Origin of the sequence: Roseateles asaccharophilus, from assembly GCF_004362405.1 — a bacterium.
Taxonomy (GTDB): Bacteria; Pseudomonadota; Gammaproteobacteria; order Burkholderiales; family Burkholderiaceae_C; genus Kinneretia; species Kinneretia asaccharophila.
On sequence record NZ_SNXE01000002.1, the window covers coordinates 281,326 to 297,169 of the forward strand.

At 69.4% G+C, this 15,844-nt stretch carries 13 protein-coding genes; 5 read left to right on the plus strand and 8 right to left on the minus strand.

Annotated elements, in window-relative coordinates; all coding sequences use genetic code 11:
* Positions 1–27: 27 nt before the first annotated feature.
* Entirely contained in the window at positions 28–1,269 is a 1,242-nt protein-coding gene (locus DFR39_RS06105; RefSeq protein ID WP_133602655.1) for a hypothetical protein, read from the minus strand.
* A gap of 75 nt (positions 1,270–1,344) precedes the next feature.
* Positions 1,345–2,589, minus strand: coding sequence for a flagellin lysine-N-methylase (gene fliB / locus DFR39_RS06110; protein WP_133602656.1), 1,245 nt, complete (start codon positions 2,587–2,589; stop codon positions 1,345–1,347).
* A 194-nt stretch (positions 2,590–2,783) separates the two neighbouring features.
* Here fliB and DFR39_RS06115 point away from each other — a divergent pair, with 194 nt between their 5' ends.
* Both DFR39_RS06115 and DFR39_RS06120 read left to right on the plus strand, forming a co-directional pair.
* Positions 2,784–3,488 carry a CoA transferase subunit A gene (locus DFR39_RS06115; protein WP_133602657.1) on the plus strand — a complete coding sequence of 235 codons (705 nt, stop codon included), beginning with the start codon at positions 2,784–2,786 and terminating at the stop codon, positions 3,486–3,488.
* Positions 3,489–3,499: 11 nt separating this feature from the next.
* Positions 3,500–4,138 (plus strand): CoA transferase subunit B, encoded by a 639-nt coding sequence (locus DFR39_RS06120; protein ID WP_133602658.1) that lies wholly within the window; start codon positions 3,500–3,502, stop codon positions 4,136–4,138.
* A gap of 101 nt (positions 4,139–4,239) precedes the next feature.
* On the opposite strand, the gene DFR39_RS06125 is transcribed toward DFR39_RS06120, so the two are convergent.
* Positions 4,240–5,259, minus strand: coding sequence for a hypothetical protein (locus DFR39_RS06125; protein ID WP_133602659.1), 1,020 nt, complete (start codon positions 5,257–5,259; stop codon positions 4,240–4,242).
* Between the two features lie 184 nt (positions 5,260–5,443).
* Between DFR39_RS06125 and DFR39_RS06130 the strand changes: the two genes are divergently transcribed.
* Both DFR39_RS06130 and DFR39_RS06135 read left to right on the plus strand, forming a co-directional pair.
* The gene (locus tag DFR39_RS06130; protein WP_246030714.1) at positions 5,444–7,204 is read left to right on the plus strand and encodes a DUF1800 domain-containing protein; all 1,761 of its coding nucleotides are present in this window, start codon (positions 5,444–5,446) and stop codon (positions 7,202–7,204) included.
* A gap of 13 nt (positions 7,205–7,217) precedes the next feature.
* The gene (locus tag DFR39_RS06135) at positions 7,218–8,627 is read left to right on the plus strand and encodes a DUF1501 domain-containing protein (RefSeq protein ID WP_133602660.1); all 1,410 of its coding nucleotides are present in this window, start codon (positions 7,218–7,220) and stop codon (positions 8,625–8,627) included.
* 13 nt (positions 8,628–8,640) lie between these two features.
* Here the strand turns inward: DFR39_RS06135 and DFR39_RS06140 are convergent, their stop codons facing one another.
* The 4 genes from DFR39_RS06140 to DFR39_RS06155 all read right to left on the minus strand — a co-directional run bounded on the left by DFR39_RS06140 (position 8,641) and on the right by DFR39_RS06155 (position 12,106).
* Positions 8,641–9,744, minus strand: coding sequence for an ABC transporter substrate-binding protein (locus DFR39_RS06140; RefSeq protein WP_133602661.1), 1,104 nt, complete (start codon positions 9,742–9,744; stop codon positions 8,641–8,643).
* Between the two features lie 62 nt (positions 9,745–9,806).
* Positions 9,807–11,000, minus strand: a complete 1,194-nt coding sequence (ubiM, locus tag DFR39_RS06145; RefSeq protein ID WP_133602662.1) for a 5-demethoxyubiquinol-8 5-hydroxylase UbiM — start codon at positions 10,998–11,000, stop codon at positions 9,807–9,809.
* A gap of 123 nt (positions 11,001–11,123) precedes the next feature.
* The gene (locus DFR39_RS06150; RefSeq protein WP_133602663.1) at positions 11,124–11,627 is read right to left on the minus strand and encodes a disulfide bond formation protein B; all 504 of its coding nucleotides are present in this window, start codon (positions 11,625–11,627) and stop codon (positions 11,124–11,126) included.
* On the minus strand, positions 11,627–12,106 hold the full coding sequence (locus tag DFR39_RS06155) for a RidA family protein (RefSeq protein ID WP_133602664.1): 480 nt from the start codon (positions 12,104–12,106) through the stop codon (positions 11,627–11,629). Before DFR39_RS06155 ends, DFR39_RS06150 begins: the two co-directional genes overlap by 1 nt.
* A gap of 176 nt (positions 12,107–12,282) precedes the next feature.
* Here DFR39_RS06155 and DFR39_RS06160 point away from each other — a divergent pair, with 176 nt between their 5' ends.
* Positions 12,283–14,730 (plus strand): DNA internalization-related competence protein ComEC/Rec2, encoded by a 2,448-nt coding sequence (locus DFR39_RS06160; protein WP_133602665.1) that lies wholly within the window; start codon positions 12,283–12,285, stop codon positions 14,728–14,730.
* On the opposite strand, the gene mltB is transcribed toward DFR39_RS06160, so the two are convergent.
* Positions 14,700–15,836, minus strand: a complete 1,137-nt coding sequence (gene mltB / locus DFR39_RS06165; protein ID WP_133602666.1) for a lytic murein transglycosylase B — start codon at positions 15,834–15,836, stop codon at positions 14,700–14,702. The genes DFR39_RS06160 and mltB overlap by 31 nt on opposite strands.
* Positions 15,837–15,844: the final 8 nt, after the last annotated feature.

The window sequence follows — 15,844 nt, forward strand, 5'->3', positions numbered from 1 at the left end:
CGGGGTGGTGCAACGCAGTCATGGCCTTCAGAACACGAAGTCCAGGCTGGCGCTGAGCAGCTGCACACGCCCGTCCCAGTTCTGGCCGGGCGCTAGGCTGATGTCGCCGCCGCGGGGCGTGCTGCGGTCCCTCAGCGCGGACCAGCGCTCGGCCTGCAGCTTGAGGGCCATGCCCTCGGCAAAGTCCCAACGCAGCCCGGCCAGCAGGATGCGCCTGTCGAAAGGGGATTGAAGACTGCGATCGAGCAGGTCCAGGCTGTTCTGTACCGCCGGCGGTGTGCCGGGGCGGGCCTGCAGACCCAGGGCTCGCTCATGGAAGCGGGTCTCGCCCACGGCGCCATAGGGCGTCCAGTCGCCCTGTCGCCGTGCCAGCTGCACATACCAGCCGCTGGCTTCCGGCGAGAACACCGAGTTGCCGCCACGCCGCGTGAACTCGCCTGTGAACTCGTAAGGCCCCGGCGTCCAGACCAGGGCCAGGGTCAGCAGTGCTCCCTGGATGTCGCGGGCGGGCGCCCGATCACTCAGCTTAGCGGCACAGTTGCCGCAAACGCTGCCGGGTTGCGACAGCGCGTCCAGCTCACGAGCCAGCCCCGAGTCCTCGATGTTGAAGCGGAAATCCGCCACACCGAGGCGCAGGGCCAGGTGTTCGCGCTGCCAGCGCAGCGCGGCCATGTGGGAGGACTTCACGTCGATGCGGCCACGTGTGAGCGTGAGGGTGTTGCGCCCGGTTGCGAGGTCCAGCAGCAGATTCCCGCCCCAGGCCGGCGCCGTCCAGCTCAGGGTCAGCGCATCGGTGGGGTAGGCACCATTGAGGCTGTACACCGTGGGCATGGGTCGTACCGCCGTATGGGCATAGCCCACCTTGGCGTTCTCGGATGCCAACAGCAAGGGCAGGGGCTGGCGACCCAGCCGCAGGCGCCAGCTGGGGCTGAATTGCCAACCCAGGTAGAGCCATTGGGTGCTGGGCCGGAAGTTTCTGACCAGCTCGTCGCTGGCTTGCAGCTGCCAGACGGCTTCCAGGGTATCGCTGGCGGGCCAGCGCAGTTGCAGCCCCAGCACGGAGTCTCCGTCGGCGCGCCATTCGCCGTTCAGGGAGTGGCGCGGATTGCGTGTGCCCGGAGCGACGCCGACTACGGCGTCATCACCCCGATAGACGGCGACGCTGCCATAACCCGCCAGCTGCAAAGGGGGCAGGTCTTGCGCATGCACCGCGGCGCCAGCGCCGCATAGCATGGCCAGTGCCAGACCTAGTCGCGATCTGCTGCTCAAGCCCGTCCCCCGGTTTGCTCTGTTTGCCCCACCGCCAAGCGGCTTCGGCCTGCTTTCCATTCTAGGCACGCTCCCTCAGAGCACCAGGGTGGCCAGCACCTCCAGGCGCAGCATATTGCTGGCCTGCAATTTGTCCATCACGGCCTTCATGAAGGTGGTGTTGTGCTCGATATTGCGTACGGTCACATAGACCACGCGCACGACGTCATCGATGCCGAACTCATCGCCGCGCTGTGCTGCCAGTCCGAGTACCAGGAACTTGATCAGGGCAAAGCGCACGGCCAGGTCCATGAACTCGCGTTCCATCTCGGCCATGCCCCGGCGTGGGAACAGGGTCTTGTGGATGTCGTTGAGCAGATAGTTCTTCAGCATCATGGGGTGGGCCGCTTCCAGCGGTGCCCAGCGCTCGCGCAGGGCGGCCTCCAGGCGGGCCACGGCCACGTCGGCGCCCCGGTCCAGCTGCAGGCCTTGCTGCACCTCCTGGATCAGGGCGCGGAAGGAGGGGCGGCCCCGGTTGCTGCTGAGGTACTGCTGCATGGTCTCGAAGAGCAGGGCCAGCTGGGCCTCGCGCGGCACCTGCAGCTCCGCCAGCAGGCTGGGCAACTCGGCCAGATTCTGCGGGTTCAGATAGTGCTCCATGGCCTGGGCCAGTTCCAGATCGCCGGCAGGCCCCTGGGTCTGTATGCTGGCCATGCGGCGCAACATCAGTCCGGCCTGTACCAGGGACTGCGCCGCGTTGAGCAGGGGCAGCCGCACCAGGGCCTGGACCGCCTCCGAGATCAGCCGCGCATGGCGCCGTACCGGGTCGGCCTCGGTGGGCTCGGCAGCGTCGCGCCGGTAGGCCAGGGGCACCAGCTGGGCATTGGCGAAGGGCAGCTGCAGGCTCACCGGCTCCAGCGCGTCCTCAGCCCCCAGCGCCAGGCGAGCCGCCTCGGGGCAGCTCAGGCTGGCGTACATCAGATGATCCTGCCCATCCAGGCCGTAGGAGCGCGGGTACTGGGCGCAGGTGTCCGACAGGGCCTGCTCGCCCAGCTCCCCATGGATGCGGCACAGGCGGCTCTCGTCCAGAAAGGGGCAGCTGGCGTCGGGACGCAGCCGGATGCGGGCAAAAGCGGCATGGCTGCCCTTGTCCAGGCGCTCCAGGCTCTCGCGCATCAGGCCGGCCAGCGGTTCCTGGCGGACCTCGCGATACTTCTGGTAGCTGGCCTTGTCGATGGCCACGGTCCAGCCCGTGCAGCAGTTCTCGGGGCAACTGCCTCCGGCACAGCGAAACTGCTCCATATAGCGCGGGACGGTGGCGACGGGGCTGTGCTTTCCCATGGGCTTCCTTGCTCAGTGCTGGCTGCACGATACCCCAGGGCTGAGTCACAGCGATATCCGTGTTGCCCCCGCGTGCATGCCATGGCGGCATCGCTGGCTAGGGGCGGCCCCTAGTCAATACTACGTAAGCGCTTGGAGCCGGCTTCGGTAGTACGCTGTGGCCCGTCCGATTCGAACCAGACGGAGACCTTTGCATGAACAAGATCTACCCCAGCGCCGCCGAGGCGCTCAAGGGCGTGGTGGCCGATGGCCAGTTGCTGGCCGTGGGCGGCTTCGGCCTGTGCGGCATTCCCGAAGCCCTGATTGCCGCGCTGCGCGACAGCGGGGTCAAGAACCTGACCGTGATCTCCAACAACGCCGGCGTGGACGGCTTCGGCCTGGGCCAGCTGCTGGAGACCCGTCAGATCAAGAAGATGATCTCCAGCTATGTGGGCGAGAACAAGGAGTTCGAGCGCCAGTACCTGGCGGGCGAGCTGGAGCTGGAGTTTACGCCCCAGGGCACGCTTGCCGAGAAGCTGCGTGCCGGCGGCGCGGGCATCCCGGCCTTCTTCACCAAGACCGGCGTGGGCACCATCGTGGCCGAGGGCAAGGAGCTGCGCGAGTTCGACGGCGAGACCTATGTGATGGAGCGCGCCCTGGTGCCCGAGGTGGCTCTGATCAAGGCCGATATCGCGGACCGCTCCGGCAATCTGCGCTTCAACCTCACGGCGCGCAACTTCAACCCCGCGGCCGCCATGGCCGGCAAGATCTGCATCGTGGAGGTCGAGCGCATCGTGGCCACCGGCGAGATCGCGCCGGACGATGTGCATCTGCCCGGCATCTATGTGCACCGCATCGTGCACAACCCCACGCCCGAGAAGCGCATCGAGAAGCGCACCACCCGCGATCGCAAAGTCTGAGGAGAAGCAATATGGCCTGGACCCAAGACCAGATGGCCGCCCGTGCGGCCCAGGAGCTGCAGGACGGCTTCTACGTGAACCTCGGCATCGGCATCCCGACGCTGGTGGCCAACCATGTGCCCGACCATATCGAGGTCTGGCTGCAGAGCGAGAACGGCATGCTGGGCATCGGCCCTTTCCCCTATGAGGACGAGGTGGATGCCGACCTGATCAATGCCGGCAAGCAGACCGTCACCACCATCAAGGGCTCGTCCATCTTCGGCAGCCATGACAGCTTTGCCATGATCCGGGGCGGCAAGATCAATCTGTCCATCCTGGGCGCCATGCAGGTCACGGCCAAGGGTGATCTGGCCAACTGGATGATTCCCGGCAAGATGGTCAAGGGCATGGGCGGCGCCATGGACCTGGTGGCCGGCGTCAAGCGCGTGATCGTGCTGATGGAACACGTGGCCAAGAAGAAGGACGGCAGCGAAGACCTGAAGATCCTGCCCGAGTGCACCCTGCCGCTGACCGGCAAGGGCGTGGTGGACCGCATCATCACCGATCTGGGCGTGATGGACGTGACTCCCGAAGGGCTTAAGCTTGTGGAGCTGGCCGAAGGCGTGACGCGCGAGCACATCCAGAGTAAGACCGGCGTGCCCTTGATCTGAGCACCCGGCAAGCTCGCCCTGCCCGAAGGGCCCGTGGCAACACGGGCCCTTTTCTCATGGCGTCTCGCTCATGCGCCCTCGCCCCCGGCACTGCCGACCTGCTAAAGCCCGCAGCTCACGCCGCCTGTGCCACGCAGCCGCAGCCGCAGGCTGGAACCCGTCGCCAGCGCGGCCCATTCGGGCTGGGGCAGCTCGCAGCGCCACGCCTGTCCGTCCGGACCCTGCAGCTGCAGTTCATAGCGTTCCCGGCCCGTAGTCAGGCGCTGCTGGCCCAGCTGGGCTACGCTGCCGGGCTCCCAGCGCTGGCTCAGGCTGGGAGCGGGCCATTGCGGCTCTTGCTGGGGCAGCGTGCCACGCCATGTTTCGCTGCGAAGCGGCTGCCAGCGCTTGATGCGGTAGTCGCAGCGCGCTGCATAGACAGGCTCGCTGCGCCAGCGGGTCTGGCATTCCTCACGCTTGACGAAGCTGCCGTCCCCGCGGTCCTCGCGCACGGTGTGGCAGCTCTGCCCGTCCTCCACCTCGCGGCTGCCACGCTGGGCCTGGTAGCGCGAGACATGGTAGGCGTCGGCGGGCAGATCCTCGCACCAGTCGCTGGCCGATTGAGCCTGGTACTGCTCCACCACGACGCTGCGGCTCCAGCTCTGGCCCACCACCGTGGCCGAGACCTCGCGCTCGAACAGATAGAGCGCCAGCCAGCCCAGAAGCAGGGCCGCCATGCCCGCGAGCAGCCAGCGCCCCCAGGTGCGTCGTGTCGGGGGCGGGCTGGGCGCGGCCTGCGCCGTCGCCGCCGCCGCAGGCTGCTTGGCTTCGGGGGCGGGCGGGGGCGATGCGGTATCCGACACCCGCCTGACCTCGCCATGACCTTCACGCGGGGCGCCGCAGTGCGTGCAGAAGCTTGCGGCCGCGGAATTCGCCGCCTCGCAGTAGCCACAGGGCCAATCGGCGCCCACATAGCGGTGGCCTTGCACTTCCACCTCCTGGCCTTCGGGCGGGAAGTAGCGCTGCTCGGGGTCCTGGGCCGCACCGCAGTGGGGGCAAAAGCGCTGCGTGAGGGCCCGCAGGTCCCGGGTCTGGCACTTGGAACAGCGCCAGAGCATCTGGTAGGCGATGGGCTCGGACATGGGGCGTGATTGTGGCGCCCGCACATCCCACGCCCTGGCCCCCTTGCGGGGGAGGCATGGCTTCGGCCCCGCTGTGTCGGCATGCATCGGACGTAAGAGTCTGTCAGCTCGCGGGTTCAAGCCCGGTGAACTTGCCTACAGTCCAGGGCGCAATCTCAGCCGGCTAGCCAGGAGCCCTCACACCATGATCGAAGAAGCAGAGACCTTGCTTGTCCGTGCGGGCGATGCAGCACAAGATGAATCCACGCCCGGGGCGCTCCCGCGTGCCGGCCTGAGTGGCAGTCTGGGTAGTAGCCTGAGTACCAGCCTGGGTGCGGGCCTGCTCCTCAGCGCTTGTGGTGGTGGTGGCGGCGGTGACGAGACGACGCCCACGACCGCACCGTCTGCGCCGCCCAGCCCCAGTTCGCCCGCGCCGGCGCCACTGCCCGCTCCCAGCGATGCCCAGGCCGCCCGCTTTCTCGCCATGGCCGGCTTTGCGGCCAGCGCGAGCGAGGTGGCAAACGTCAAGGCCCAGGGTTATGCCGCCTGGCTGGAGGCTCAGTTCGCCCTGCCGCGCAGCCAGTCCCATTACGACTGGATGGTGGCCAGGGGCTATGCGGTGGACGCCAATCGCGACAGCTTCAATGGCACCGACAACAGCCTGTGGCGCAAGCTGATCGGCTCGCCGGACCAGCTGCGTCAGCGCGTTGCGCTGGCCTTGTCCGAGATCTTTGTGGTCTCCATGGCAGGCCTGCCCGTGATGTGGCGGGGCTTTGTGGCCGCGGCCTATATGGACTGGCTGGAAGAACATGCCTTTGGCAACTACCGCCAGCTCATCGAGGCGGTGAGCCTGTCGCCGGCCATGGGCGTCTACCTGAATATGCGCGGCAACCGCAGGGAGGACACGAGCACCGGCCGGGTCCCCGACGAGAACTACGCCCGGGAGCTGATGCAGCTCTTCACCATCGGACTGGTGCAGCTCAATCCCGATGGCAGCCCCAAGCTGGGTGCCGATGGCAAGCCGCTGGAAACCTATACCCAGGCCCAGATCAGCGAGCTGGCGCGCGTGCTGACGGGCTGGGAGTTTGACAACGCCCTGCGCGACGACCCCGGCTATGCCCGTCGCCCCATGATCCATGTGGCCAGCCGCTTCTCCGTCGGGGCCAAGAAGGTGCTGGATGTGGATATTCCCGCCAGCGCCGATGGACCCACCGCCCTGCGCACCGTGCTGGACACCCTGGCCAGCCATCCCAATGTCGGCCCCTTCATCGGGCGACAGCTAATCCAGCGCCTGGTCTGCTCCAACCCCAGTCCCGCCTATGTGCAGCGGGTCAGCGCCGCCTTCAACGACAATGGCAGCGGTCAGCGCGGCGATATGAAGGCGGTGCTGCGCGCCGTTCTGCTGGACCCGGAGGCGCTGAGCCCGGCCAGCAGCAATGCCGGCGGCAAGCTGCGCGAGCCGGTGCAGCGCTTTGTGCAATGGGCGCGCAGCGTGGGCCTGAGCTCGCCCACCGAGCTGTGGAATGTGGGCAATCTCTCCGACCCCGCCACACGCCTGGGGCAGAGCCCTCTGAGGGCGCCCTCGGTCTTCAACTTCTTCAGACCCGGCTATGTGCCGCCCAACTCGGCCCTGGGCGAGGCCGGCATCACCGCGCCGGAGTTCCAGCTCTGCAACGAGAGCACGGTGGCGGGCTACCTCAACTTCATGCAGACCGTGATCGTGAACGGTGTGGGCGAGCTCAAGCCCAGCTATGCCAGCGAGCTGAGCCTGGCCAACGACGTGCCTGCCCTGGTCGCCAAATGGGCGGAGCTGCTGGCCGGCGAGGGCCTGGGCGCCAGCACCCGGGCCGCCATTGCCAGCGCCGTGGGCAGCATCTCGGCCAGCACGGACAGCGGGCGGCTCAACCGGGTGCACGCCACCCTGCTGCTCATTCTGGCCAGCCCCGAGTACCAGATCCAGAAGTGAGGCCCAGACCATCATGAACAGCCTGAACAACAAGCGCATCGGGGTGGCGGCTCATGAGCGCCGCGAGTTTCTGCGGCGGGCCTCGGCCCTGGGCCTAGCCGGCGCGGCCGCGCCCTGGGCGCTGAATCTAGCCGCCCTGGGTGAGGCGGCGGCGCAGAGCGCGCCCCAGGACTACAAGGCCCTGGTCTGCGTCTTTCTGTATGGGGGGAATGACCATGGCAATACCCTGGTGCCCTATGACGCCGCCAGCCACGCGGCCTATGCCCAGATCCGCCAGACCCTGGCCACGCCGCGGGATGCGCTGACCGCCACTCTGCTCAATCCGGCCGCGCCCCTGCCCGACGGCCGCCAGATGGCGCTGGCCCCCCAGATGGGTCGGCTGCGTGCGGTCTTTGACGCCGGGCGGCTGGGCGTGCTGCTGAACGTGGGCACCCTGATCCAGCCCACCAGCCTGGCCCAGTACAAGGCGCAGAGCGTGCCACTGCCGCCCAAGCTCTTCTCCCACAATGACCAGCAAAGCGTCTGGCAGTCGGCCCGGCCTGAAGGTGCCACCAGCGGCTGGGGCGGGCGCATGGGCGACCTTTTTCTCAACAGCAACGCCACCAGCACCTTCACCTGCATCAATGCCTCGGGCAATGCGGTCTTCATGGCCGGTCAGCAGGCGGTGCAGTACCAGATCTCCAGCAGCGGTGCGGTGGCCATCAATGGCGTGACCAAGCCCTTGTTCGGCTCCCAGGCCTGTGCCGATGCGCTGCGCAGCCTGATCACGGCCCCGCGCACACACTGGATGGAGCAGGAGCTCAACCGTGTCACCAGCCGCTCGGTCACGGCCCAGGCCACGGTCAGTGCCGCCCTGGCCAGCCTGCCGGCCCTGCAGACCAGCTTCCCGACCGGCAACAGCCTGGCCGCCCAGCTGCAAATGGTGGCGCGCTTGATCGGCTCCCGCAGCACCCTGGGTGCGCGCCGCCAGGTCTTCTTCGTCTCCCTGGGGGGCTTCGATCTGCATGATTTCCTGGCCGACCAGCATCCTGGCCTGCTCAGCAATGTCAGCGAGGCGCTCGGCGCCTTCCATGACGCGCTGCTGGAACTCGGCGTGATCAACCAGGTCACCACCTTCACCGCCTCGGACTTCGGCCGCACCCTCAGCAGCAACGGCGACGGGTCCGACCATGGCTGGGGCAGCCACCATCTGCTGATGGGCGGCGCGCTCAAGCCCCGCAGCTTCTTTGGCCAGCTGCCCTCGGTGAGCGTGAACGGCCCCGATGATGTGGGGCAGGGGCGGCTCCTGCCCACCACCTCGGTGGATCAGCTGGGCGCCACATTGGCGAGCTGGATGGGGGTGGGCGACAGCGCACTTGCCAGCGTGCTGCCCAATATCGGCAATTACAGCCAGCGCAGCCTGCCCATCTTCGCCACGGCTTGAGGCGTTTTTCCGCTCAGGGCAGCGTGCGAAGGCCCACCCAGCTGGAGCCCTCATGCTGGCCGGCCCGCAGCCTGAGCTTGAAGCCGCCCAGATCGAGATCGCCGATCGCGTCCAGGCCGGCCACGAGGCTGTCGCGACTCAGGGGCGGCTTGGCGCGGCGCAGGCCCTCGACCAGCACCCGGGCCGCCATGTAGCCCTCCAGGCTGATGGAGTCAAACTGCCGATCGCCCGCCTCGCTCATGGCCTGCTGGTAGTCGGCGACCAGGGGCAGGCTGCGATCCAGGGCATTGGGAACGACCTGGGCAATAGTCAGTCGGCCACGGGGCAGCTTGGCGAGAGCCTTTTGCAAATGCTCCAAGCCGGCGAAGGACAGCGCATAGAAACGGCCTTCAAAGCCCGCGTCACGCGCGCTCTGCACGAAGGCGATCGTGCTCGCGTAGCTGCTGACGACGAAGATGGCATCGGCGGGCTGCTGCCGGACCAGGGTCTGGGTGGCTTGGGCCACTTCGGCGCTATTGCGTCGTATCGTGTCGCTGGCCAGCACCTGAATGCCCTGGGCCTGGGCGGCTTGGCGTATGGCCTCCAGGCCGGCACGTCCGAAAAGGTCGGCCTGATACACCACATTCAGGCTGCGCACGCCCTCGAGCTTCATGGCGGTGGCGAGCTGGCGAGCCTCCTCCACATAGCTGGCGCGGACATTGAAGACCAGGGGGTTGTGGGGCTCGCGCAGCACGCTCGCGCCTGTATAGGCCGCCACCAAGGGAATGCCATGGCGGCGCACATAGGGCAGGGCCATGCGGCTGGTGGGCGTGCCCACATAGCCGAACAGGGCCAGCACCGTGGGGTCTTCCGCCAGCTTGCGGGTATTGGCCTCGGCACGGTCCGCCTCGTAGGCATCGTCCAGCAGTTGCAACCGCAGCGGCCGACCAGCCAGGCCGCCCTGCGCATTGAACTGACGGAAATAGGCCTTGGCGCCGGCATGAAAGCGCTGGCCCAGCCCGGCCGCCGGGCCGCTGAGCGCGGCCGATGCGCCGATACGGATCTCGTCCAGGGCCAGCCCCAGCTGGGGGGCCAGCCCCAGCAGCAGGCAGGCTATCCATCGGGCGAGTGCAGTCATGAATCCGCTCAGGCGACCCCAGGGGCCGAGATATCCAGTCTAAGCCCTGGCGCTGTGCATGATCAGCGCATATTGCCGCTCCGGGACGTCAGCTGGGTGGCGATGGCCGCCTTCAGCGGCGGCAGGGCCTGGGCCAGTCGCAGCACGCCGTGGCGCAGCAGGCGGGCCGGCGCGCGCTCGTCGGTAAAGAGCTTCACCACCGCGTTGGTGCCCTGATAGAGGTGCCAGGTGTCGCGTCGATGGCCGGCGCCGTAGCGCAAGAGGGGCGCGGGCGCGCCGAGCGCTTCGCGCGAGGCCGCCAGCTCCCGTGCCAGGCGCTGCACGCCATAGAGACCGAAGTTGTAGCCATGCGCGGTGACCGGGTGCATGCCCACGGCGGCATCCCCGATCAGGGCCAGGCGCTGCGCGGCGAAGCGGTGGGCATAGGTGGCGACCAGCGGGTAGTGGTGGCGTGGCCCGGCCAGACGCAGCTGACCCAGCCGGCCCTGGCTGTGCCGCTGCACCCACGCCAGCCAGCGGGAATCGTCCCAGCCGCGCTGGAGCTCGGCCTGGTCGGTGGGCAGGGTCAGCACCAGGGAGCTCAGCCGGGGCGACAGGCCGCCCAGGGGCAGCCAGGCCATGGTGTGGCCGTGGTGGAAGCACTCCAGCGCCTGATCCCGGTGGGGCAGCTCATGCTCGATGCGGGCCAGCAGCACCGAGCGGCCGAAGTCCCGCATTTCCGCGCCTATGCCTGCCTGCCGGCGCAGGCTGGAAAAGCGGCTGTCGGCGGCAATGATCAGCGGGGCGTGCAGCGTCTCCCCGCTCTCCAGGCTGACGCGGGCTTGCGCGCCGTCCAGATGCAGGGCCTTGACCCGCACCCCGGCGCGCAACTGCGCCGGCGGCCGGCGCTGCAGACCCTGCCAGGCAATGCGGCGCAGCCAGTGATTGGGCACCAGGACCCCCAGGGGGCTGCGCGCATCGGCAAAGTGCAGGGACTGGTCGGCCCGACCATTGAAGACCCTGGCCTCGCGCAAGGGGGAGATGGCCTCGGGTGGCAGGTCTTGCCAGGCGCCAAGCTGCTGCAGGATTCCCATGCCGCGGTGGGTCAGTGCGATCTCGCGGCCATCCTCGGGGGGCTCGGACAGCTGGTCCACGGGCGCGGCCTCCAGCACGGTGCTGGCGATGCCTGCATCGGCCAGGGCACAGGCCATGGACAGGCCGGCGGGGCCACCGCCGACGATGATCACGCTGGAGCAGGAACTGGCAGATGAGGACATGAAACGGACGCGCCGCCCCGGGGGCGGCGCGGCAGGGCACACAGGGCTGCCCAGGCTAAGGGCAAAGCGTTGGGGCCGCCTTGACCCAGCGCAGAGCCCAGGCGCGTCGAGCGCCTCAGCGCCTCAGCGCCGCCGATCGCGGCTCAGCAGGCCCCAGAGGCTGGCCAGGCCCAGCAGCAGGAACAGGGCGGCGCTCCAGAGCTCGTAGGGCAGACCCAGCAGGCGGTAGGCGGCGGCCTCGGCGCAGTTGGCCGTGATCATGAAGACCGGGGGCCAGAGCTCCTCCAGATTGAGCCAGGTCACCATGCGGTCGGCCAGGGTCATGGCGCAGGAGGCCATCTTGGAGGCCACATCATGCTGGTAGTAGGCGGCAGCCAAGCCGGCGCCGGCCAGGGCGATGATGAGCACAAAGCTCAGCAGGCGCGCCGGGCGCCAGCGCTGGAGCAGCCAGCCCAGGGCGGCCACGGCGCCGATCAGCAGGAAGATGCCGCGCTGCATCACGCACCAGGCGCAGGGATTGACCTGGAACTGGTGCTGGGCGACCAGGGCAATGCCCACACCGCCGAAGGCGGCCAGGGCGATGCCCGCCAGCAGCCGGGCCGGCAGCTTGGAGGGACGGGCGTACATCAGGCCTCCGGCTGGACCTCGACCACCAGGTCGATCTCCACGCAGGCGCCCATGGGGATCTGGGCCACACCAAAGGCGCTGCGCGCATGGGCGCCCACCTCGGGGCCGAAGACCTCGGCCAAGAGCTCGGAGGCGCCATTGGTCACCAGATGCTGTTCGGTGAAGTCGGGCGTGCTGTTGACCAGGCTCATCAGCTTGACGATGCGCTTGATCTTGCCCAGATCGCCCACGGCGGCGTGCAGGGTGCCCATCAGATCGATGGCGATGGCGCGGGCCGCGGCCTTGCCCGTGGCCGTGTCCACATCACGACCCAGCTGGCCCACCCAGGGCTTGCCGTCCTTCTTGGCGATATGGCCGGAGATGAAGAGCAGATTGCCGCTGCGCACAAAGGGCACATAGGCGGCCACCGGCACGGCCAGCGGGGGCAGGGTGATGCCCAGCTGCTGCAGGCTTTCGTAGATGGGGGAGGTCTGGCTCATGATGCGTTGGTTGGGGGCGGGGCCCCGGGCTGACAGTGCTGGCGCGCATCCTACACCGCCCTCCCGCTCGGAACGAACCACTGGCATGGCCATGCCATTCGTGGGGCAGGGCTGGTTCCGGCGCGCATCTGGCGCTAGAAATGTGACTGCAGCAGGCTTGCAGGGGAGGGCCGCAGATGGCGGGCAGCACAAGGCCATGGCAGCTGGGCGCGGTCGCCTTGTGCGCGCTGGCCGGCATGGGCGGCGTGCACCTGCTGGCGCGGCTGCCGCAGCCCGCGCACTGGAGCGGCCTGGCCCTGCTCGGTGTGCTGCTCCTGGTCATGGGGCTGGCGCGCCGGGGCTCGCCGGGCGTGCGCTGGCTGCTGCTGTGCCTGGCGGCGGCGGCATTGGCGGCCAGCTGGGCCGGCCTGAGGGCACAAGCGCGCTGGGCGCAGCAGCTGCCTCCGGCCTGGGAGGGGCGCGATCTCTGGGTCACGGGCCGCATCGACAGCCTGCCCCAGAGCCAGCTGGGCCAGGGCGGTGCTGCGGGCTGGCGCTTTGTCCTGGCCGTCGAGGCGATCGCAGACCCCGAGGGCGCCGTCCTGCCCGCCGGGCTGCCGCAGCGCCTCATGCTCTCCGTCTATGCCCAGCCCGGGCAGCAGGCCCTGCCCACCTGGCGCCCGGGCGAGCGCTGGCGCCTGCTGCTGCGCCTGCGCCAGGTGCATGGCAGCATGAATCCGGCCGGTTTCGACTACGAACTCTGGCTCTTCGAGCAGGGCATACGCGCCACGGGACTGCTGCGGCGCTGGCAGCTGCTGGCCGAAGCCCAGGGGCCGGACGGCGCCCTGGATCGCTGGCGTCTGGGCCTGCGCGAGCGGCTGCAGACGCAGCTGGGTCCGCAGCCCGCCACCGGCGTGCTCATTGCCCTGAGCCTGGGCGAGCAGGCCGCCATCTCGCGCAGTGACTGGGCCCTGTTCCGCGACACCGGCACCAGCCATCTCATGGCCATCAGCGGCCTGCATGTGACCATGTTTGCCTGGGGGGCGGGTCTGCTGGCCGGCTGGGCCTGGCGCCGCAGCGGCCGGCTTTGCCTGGCCGTGCCGGCGCCGGTGCTGGCGCGCTGGGCCGGGGTGCTGGCGGCCTTGGCCTATGCCCTGTTCTCGGGCTGGGGCGTGCCGGCCCAGCGCACGGTCTGGATGCTGTTCGTGCTGGCCTTGCTGCGCCAGAGCGGGCTGGCCTGGCCCTGGCCCCTGTGCCTGCTGCTCAGTGCCCTGTGGGTGGCCTTGATCGATCCCTGGGCCCTGTGCCAGGCCGGCTTCTGGCTCTCGTTTGCGGCCGTGGGCCTGCTGATGGCGGGCGGTGTGGCCGAGCCCGGCTGGCGTGGATTGCTGCGCGGCGCCTGGCGCAATCAGTGCATCGCCACCCTGGGTCTGGCACCCCTGACCCTGCTGTTCTTCCAGCAGCTCTCCCTGGTGGGCTTGCTGGCTAATCTGCTGGCCATTCCCTGGATCAGCCTGCTGGTCACGCCCCTGGCCCTGGTGGGCGCCCTGATGCCCCCGCTATGGTCTCTGGCCGCCTGGCTGCTGCAGGGCCTGATGCTCTGGCTGGAGCTGCTGGCCCGGCTGCCCGGCGCGGTGTGGAGCGTGCCGGTGGCGCCGTTGTGGGCCCAGCTCAGCGGGCTGCTGGGCGCGGCCCTGCTGGTGCTGCCCCTGCCCTGGCGCTTGCGCCCGGCCGGCCTGGCCCTGATGCTGCCCCTGCTGTGGCCCGCCCTGCCGCGGCCGGCGCCGGGGCAGTTCGAGCTGCTGGCCGCCGATGTGGGGCAGGGCACGGCCGTGCTGCTGCGCACCCGCCACCATGCCCTGCTGTACGACACCGGGCCTCAGTACCACCCCCAGGCCGATGCCGGTCAGCGGGTGCTGCTGCCCCTGCTGCGGGCCCTGGGGCAGCGCGAGCTGGATCTGCTGCTGCTCAGCCACCGTGACCAGGACCATGTCGGGGGCGCCGCCAGCCTGATGGCCGGCTTGCCGGTGCGCGGCCTGCTGAGCTCGCTGGAGCCGACTCACCCCCTGCTGCAGGCCCCAGGCGCGCCCCGGGATGGCCAGCAGCGTTGTGAGCGCGGTCAGCGCTGGCGCTGGGACGGCGTGGACTTCGAGCTCTTGCATCCCAGCCCGGCCGACTATGAACACCCCGGACTCAAGCCGAATGCCCTGTCCTGCGTGCTCCTGGTCAGCGCGGCGGATGGGCGCCGAGCCCTGCTGACCGGCGATGTGGAGGCGGCCCAGGAGGGCGGCTTGCAGCCGCCCGGCGGCATTGACCTGCTGATGCTGCCGCATCACGGCAGCCAGACCTCGTCCAGCCCGGCGCTGCTGGCCGCGGCCCGTCCGCGCCTGGCCTTTGTGCAGGCGGGGTATCGCAACCGTTTCGGCCATCCCGCGCCCGCGGTGCTGGCGCGCTACCAGGCCGCCGGCGTGCCGGTGATCCAGAGTGCCGACTGCGGGGCGCTGTACTGGTCCAGCGCGGCGCCGGCCCAGGCGCATTGCGAGCGCGAGCTGCGCCGTCGCTACTGGCACCGGAGCGCGCCGGTGCATGCGGCGGCGGAGCTCGGTCCCCTGCCTCAGGGGGCGGAGGAGCCGGCCTTGCGGTAGCTTCGCAGGGTCTGGCCCATCTCGATCACGGCCATGGCGTAGTAGCTGGACCAGTTGTAGCGCGTGATGGCGTAGAAGTTGCTCGTGCCCGCCACATAGACCGGGGCCGCCTCGCCCATCTGCAGCTCCACCAGGGCCAGGGGGCCGGGGTGTTCGCGCGCGCCTTCGCTCAGGCGCGCGCCGGCTTCCTCGAACTGCGCCGCCGTGAAGCTGGGCAGGATGTCCGGTGCCAGCAGGCGGGCACGGTCGGCCGTCTCCACCGGCGCGGCCACCGTGTAATGCGTGGGCAGGCCCGGCTGCCAGCCGTGCTGGGCCAGGTAATGCGCCACCGAGCCAATGGCATCCACCGGGCTGCGTATCAGGTCCACCCGCCCGTCACCATCGAAATCGATGGCAAACCGGTTCCAGCTGCCCGGCATGAACTGCGGCCAGCCCATGGCGCCGGCGTAGGAACCCTTGAGCGCCAGCGGGTCCAGCCCCTCGCGACGGCACAGGCGCAGATACTCCACCAGCTGTTCGCGGAAGAAGGCGCTGCGGTCGCGTCGACCCGGCGGAAAGTCGAAGGCCAGGGTGCTGAGTGCGTCCAGCACCGAGAAGCCGCCGGTGATCTGGCCATAGAAGGTTTCCACCCCGATCAGCCCGGCAATCAGCTCGGCCGGCACGCCATAGCGCGACTCGGCCCGGGCCAGGGCCTCTTCATGCTCGGACCAGAAGGCCAGGCCGGCCTGGATGCGACGCGGCTCCACGAAGCGGGCGCGGTAGGCCCCCCAGTCCTTGGCCGTGCCCGCGGGCGGCGGCATGATCAGGCGCTGCACCGTGGGGTTGCGCCGTGCCTGGGCCAGCAGGGCGCGCAGCGGGGCCTCCTCCCAGCCCTCCTGGACGGCCAGCTCGCGGGCGAACTGCATCAGGTCCTCGCGCTCGCCATAGGGCTGGGCTGGCGCGGGCTTGGCCAGCTTGGCCGGCGGCTTCTTGCGGGGCTGCTTCTGGGTCTGGCTTGGCTTCTTGGGGGGCTCGGCCTGGGCCGTCGTGGTGCTCAGAAGGCCCAGGCTCAAGAGCAGCAGGGCGATGGGGCGTAGAGGGAGGGACGGCAAAGACGGCAAAGACATGGCGACGC

Excerpts from the sequence above, each read along its gene's own strand:
- fliB (WP_133602656.1), bottom strand. The coding sequence starts at position 2,589 with ATGGGAAAGCACAGCCCCGTCGCCACCGTCCCGCGCTATATGGAGCAG.
- DFR39_RS06115 (WP_133602657.1), top strand. The coding sequence starts at position 2,784 with ATGAACAAGATCTACCCCAGCGCCGCCGAGGCGCTCAAGGGCGTGGTG.
- DFR39_RS06120 (WP_133602658.1), top strand. The coding sequence starts at position 3,500 with ATGGCCTGGACCCAAGACCAGATGGCCGCCCGTGCGGCCCAGGAGCTG.
- DFR39_RS06125 (WP_133602659.1), bottom strand. The coding sequence starts at position 5,259 with ATGTCCGAGCCCATCGCCTACCAGATGCTCTGGCGCTGTTCCAAGTGC.
- DFR39_RS06130 (WP_246030714.1), top strand. The coding sequence starts at position 5,444 with ATGATCGAAGAAGCAGAGACCTTGCTTGTCCGTGCGGGCGATGCAGCA.
- DFR39_RS06135 (WP_133602660.1), top strand. The coding sequence starts at position 7,218 with ATGAACAGCCTGAACAACAAGCGCATCGGGGTGGCGGCTCATGAGCGC.
- DFR39_RS06140 (WP_133602661.1), bottom strand. The coding sequence starts at position 9,744 with ATGACTGCACTCGCCCGATGGATAGCCTGCCTGCTGCTGGGGCTGGCC.
- ubiM (WP_133602662.1), bottom strand. The coding sequence starts at position 11,000 with ATGTCCTCATCTGCCAGTTCCTGCTCCAGCGTGATCATCGTCGGCGGT.
- DFR39_RS06150 (WP_133602663.1), bottom strand. The coding sequence starts at position 11,627 with ATGTACGCCCGTCCCTCCAAGCTGCCGGCCCGGCTGCTGGCGGGCATC.
- DFR39_RS06155 (WP_133602664.1), bottom strand. The coding sequence starts at position 12,106 with ATGAGCCAGACCTCCCCCATCTACGAAAGCCTGCAGCAGCTGGGCATC.
- DFR39_RS06160 (WP_133602665.1), top strand. The coding sequence starts at position 12,283 with ATGGCGGGCAGCACAAGGCCATGGCAGCTGGGCGCGGTCGCCTTGTGC.
- mltB (WP_133602666.1), bottom strand. The coding sequence starts at position 15,836 with ATGTCTTTGCCGTCTTTGCCGTCCCTCCCTCTACGCCCCATCGCCCTG.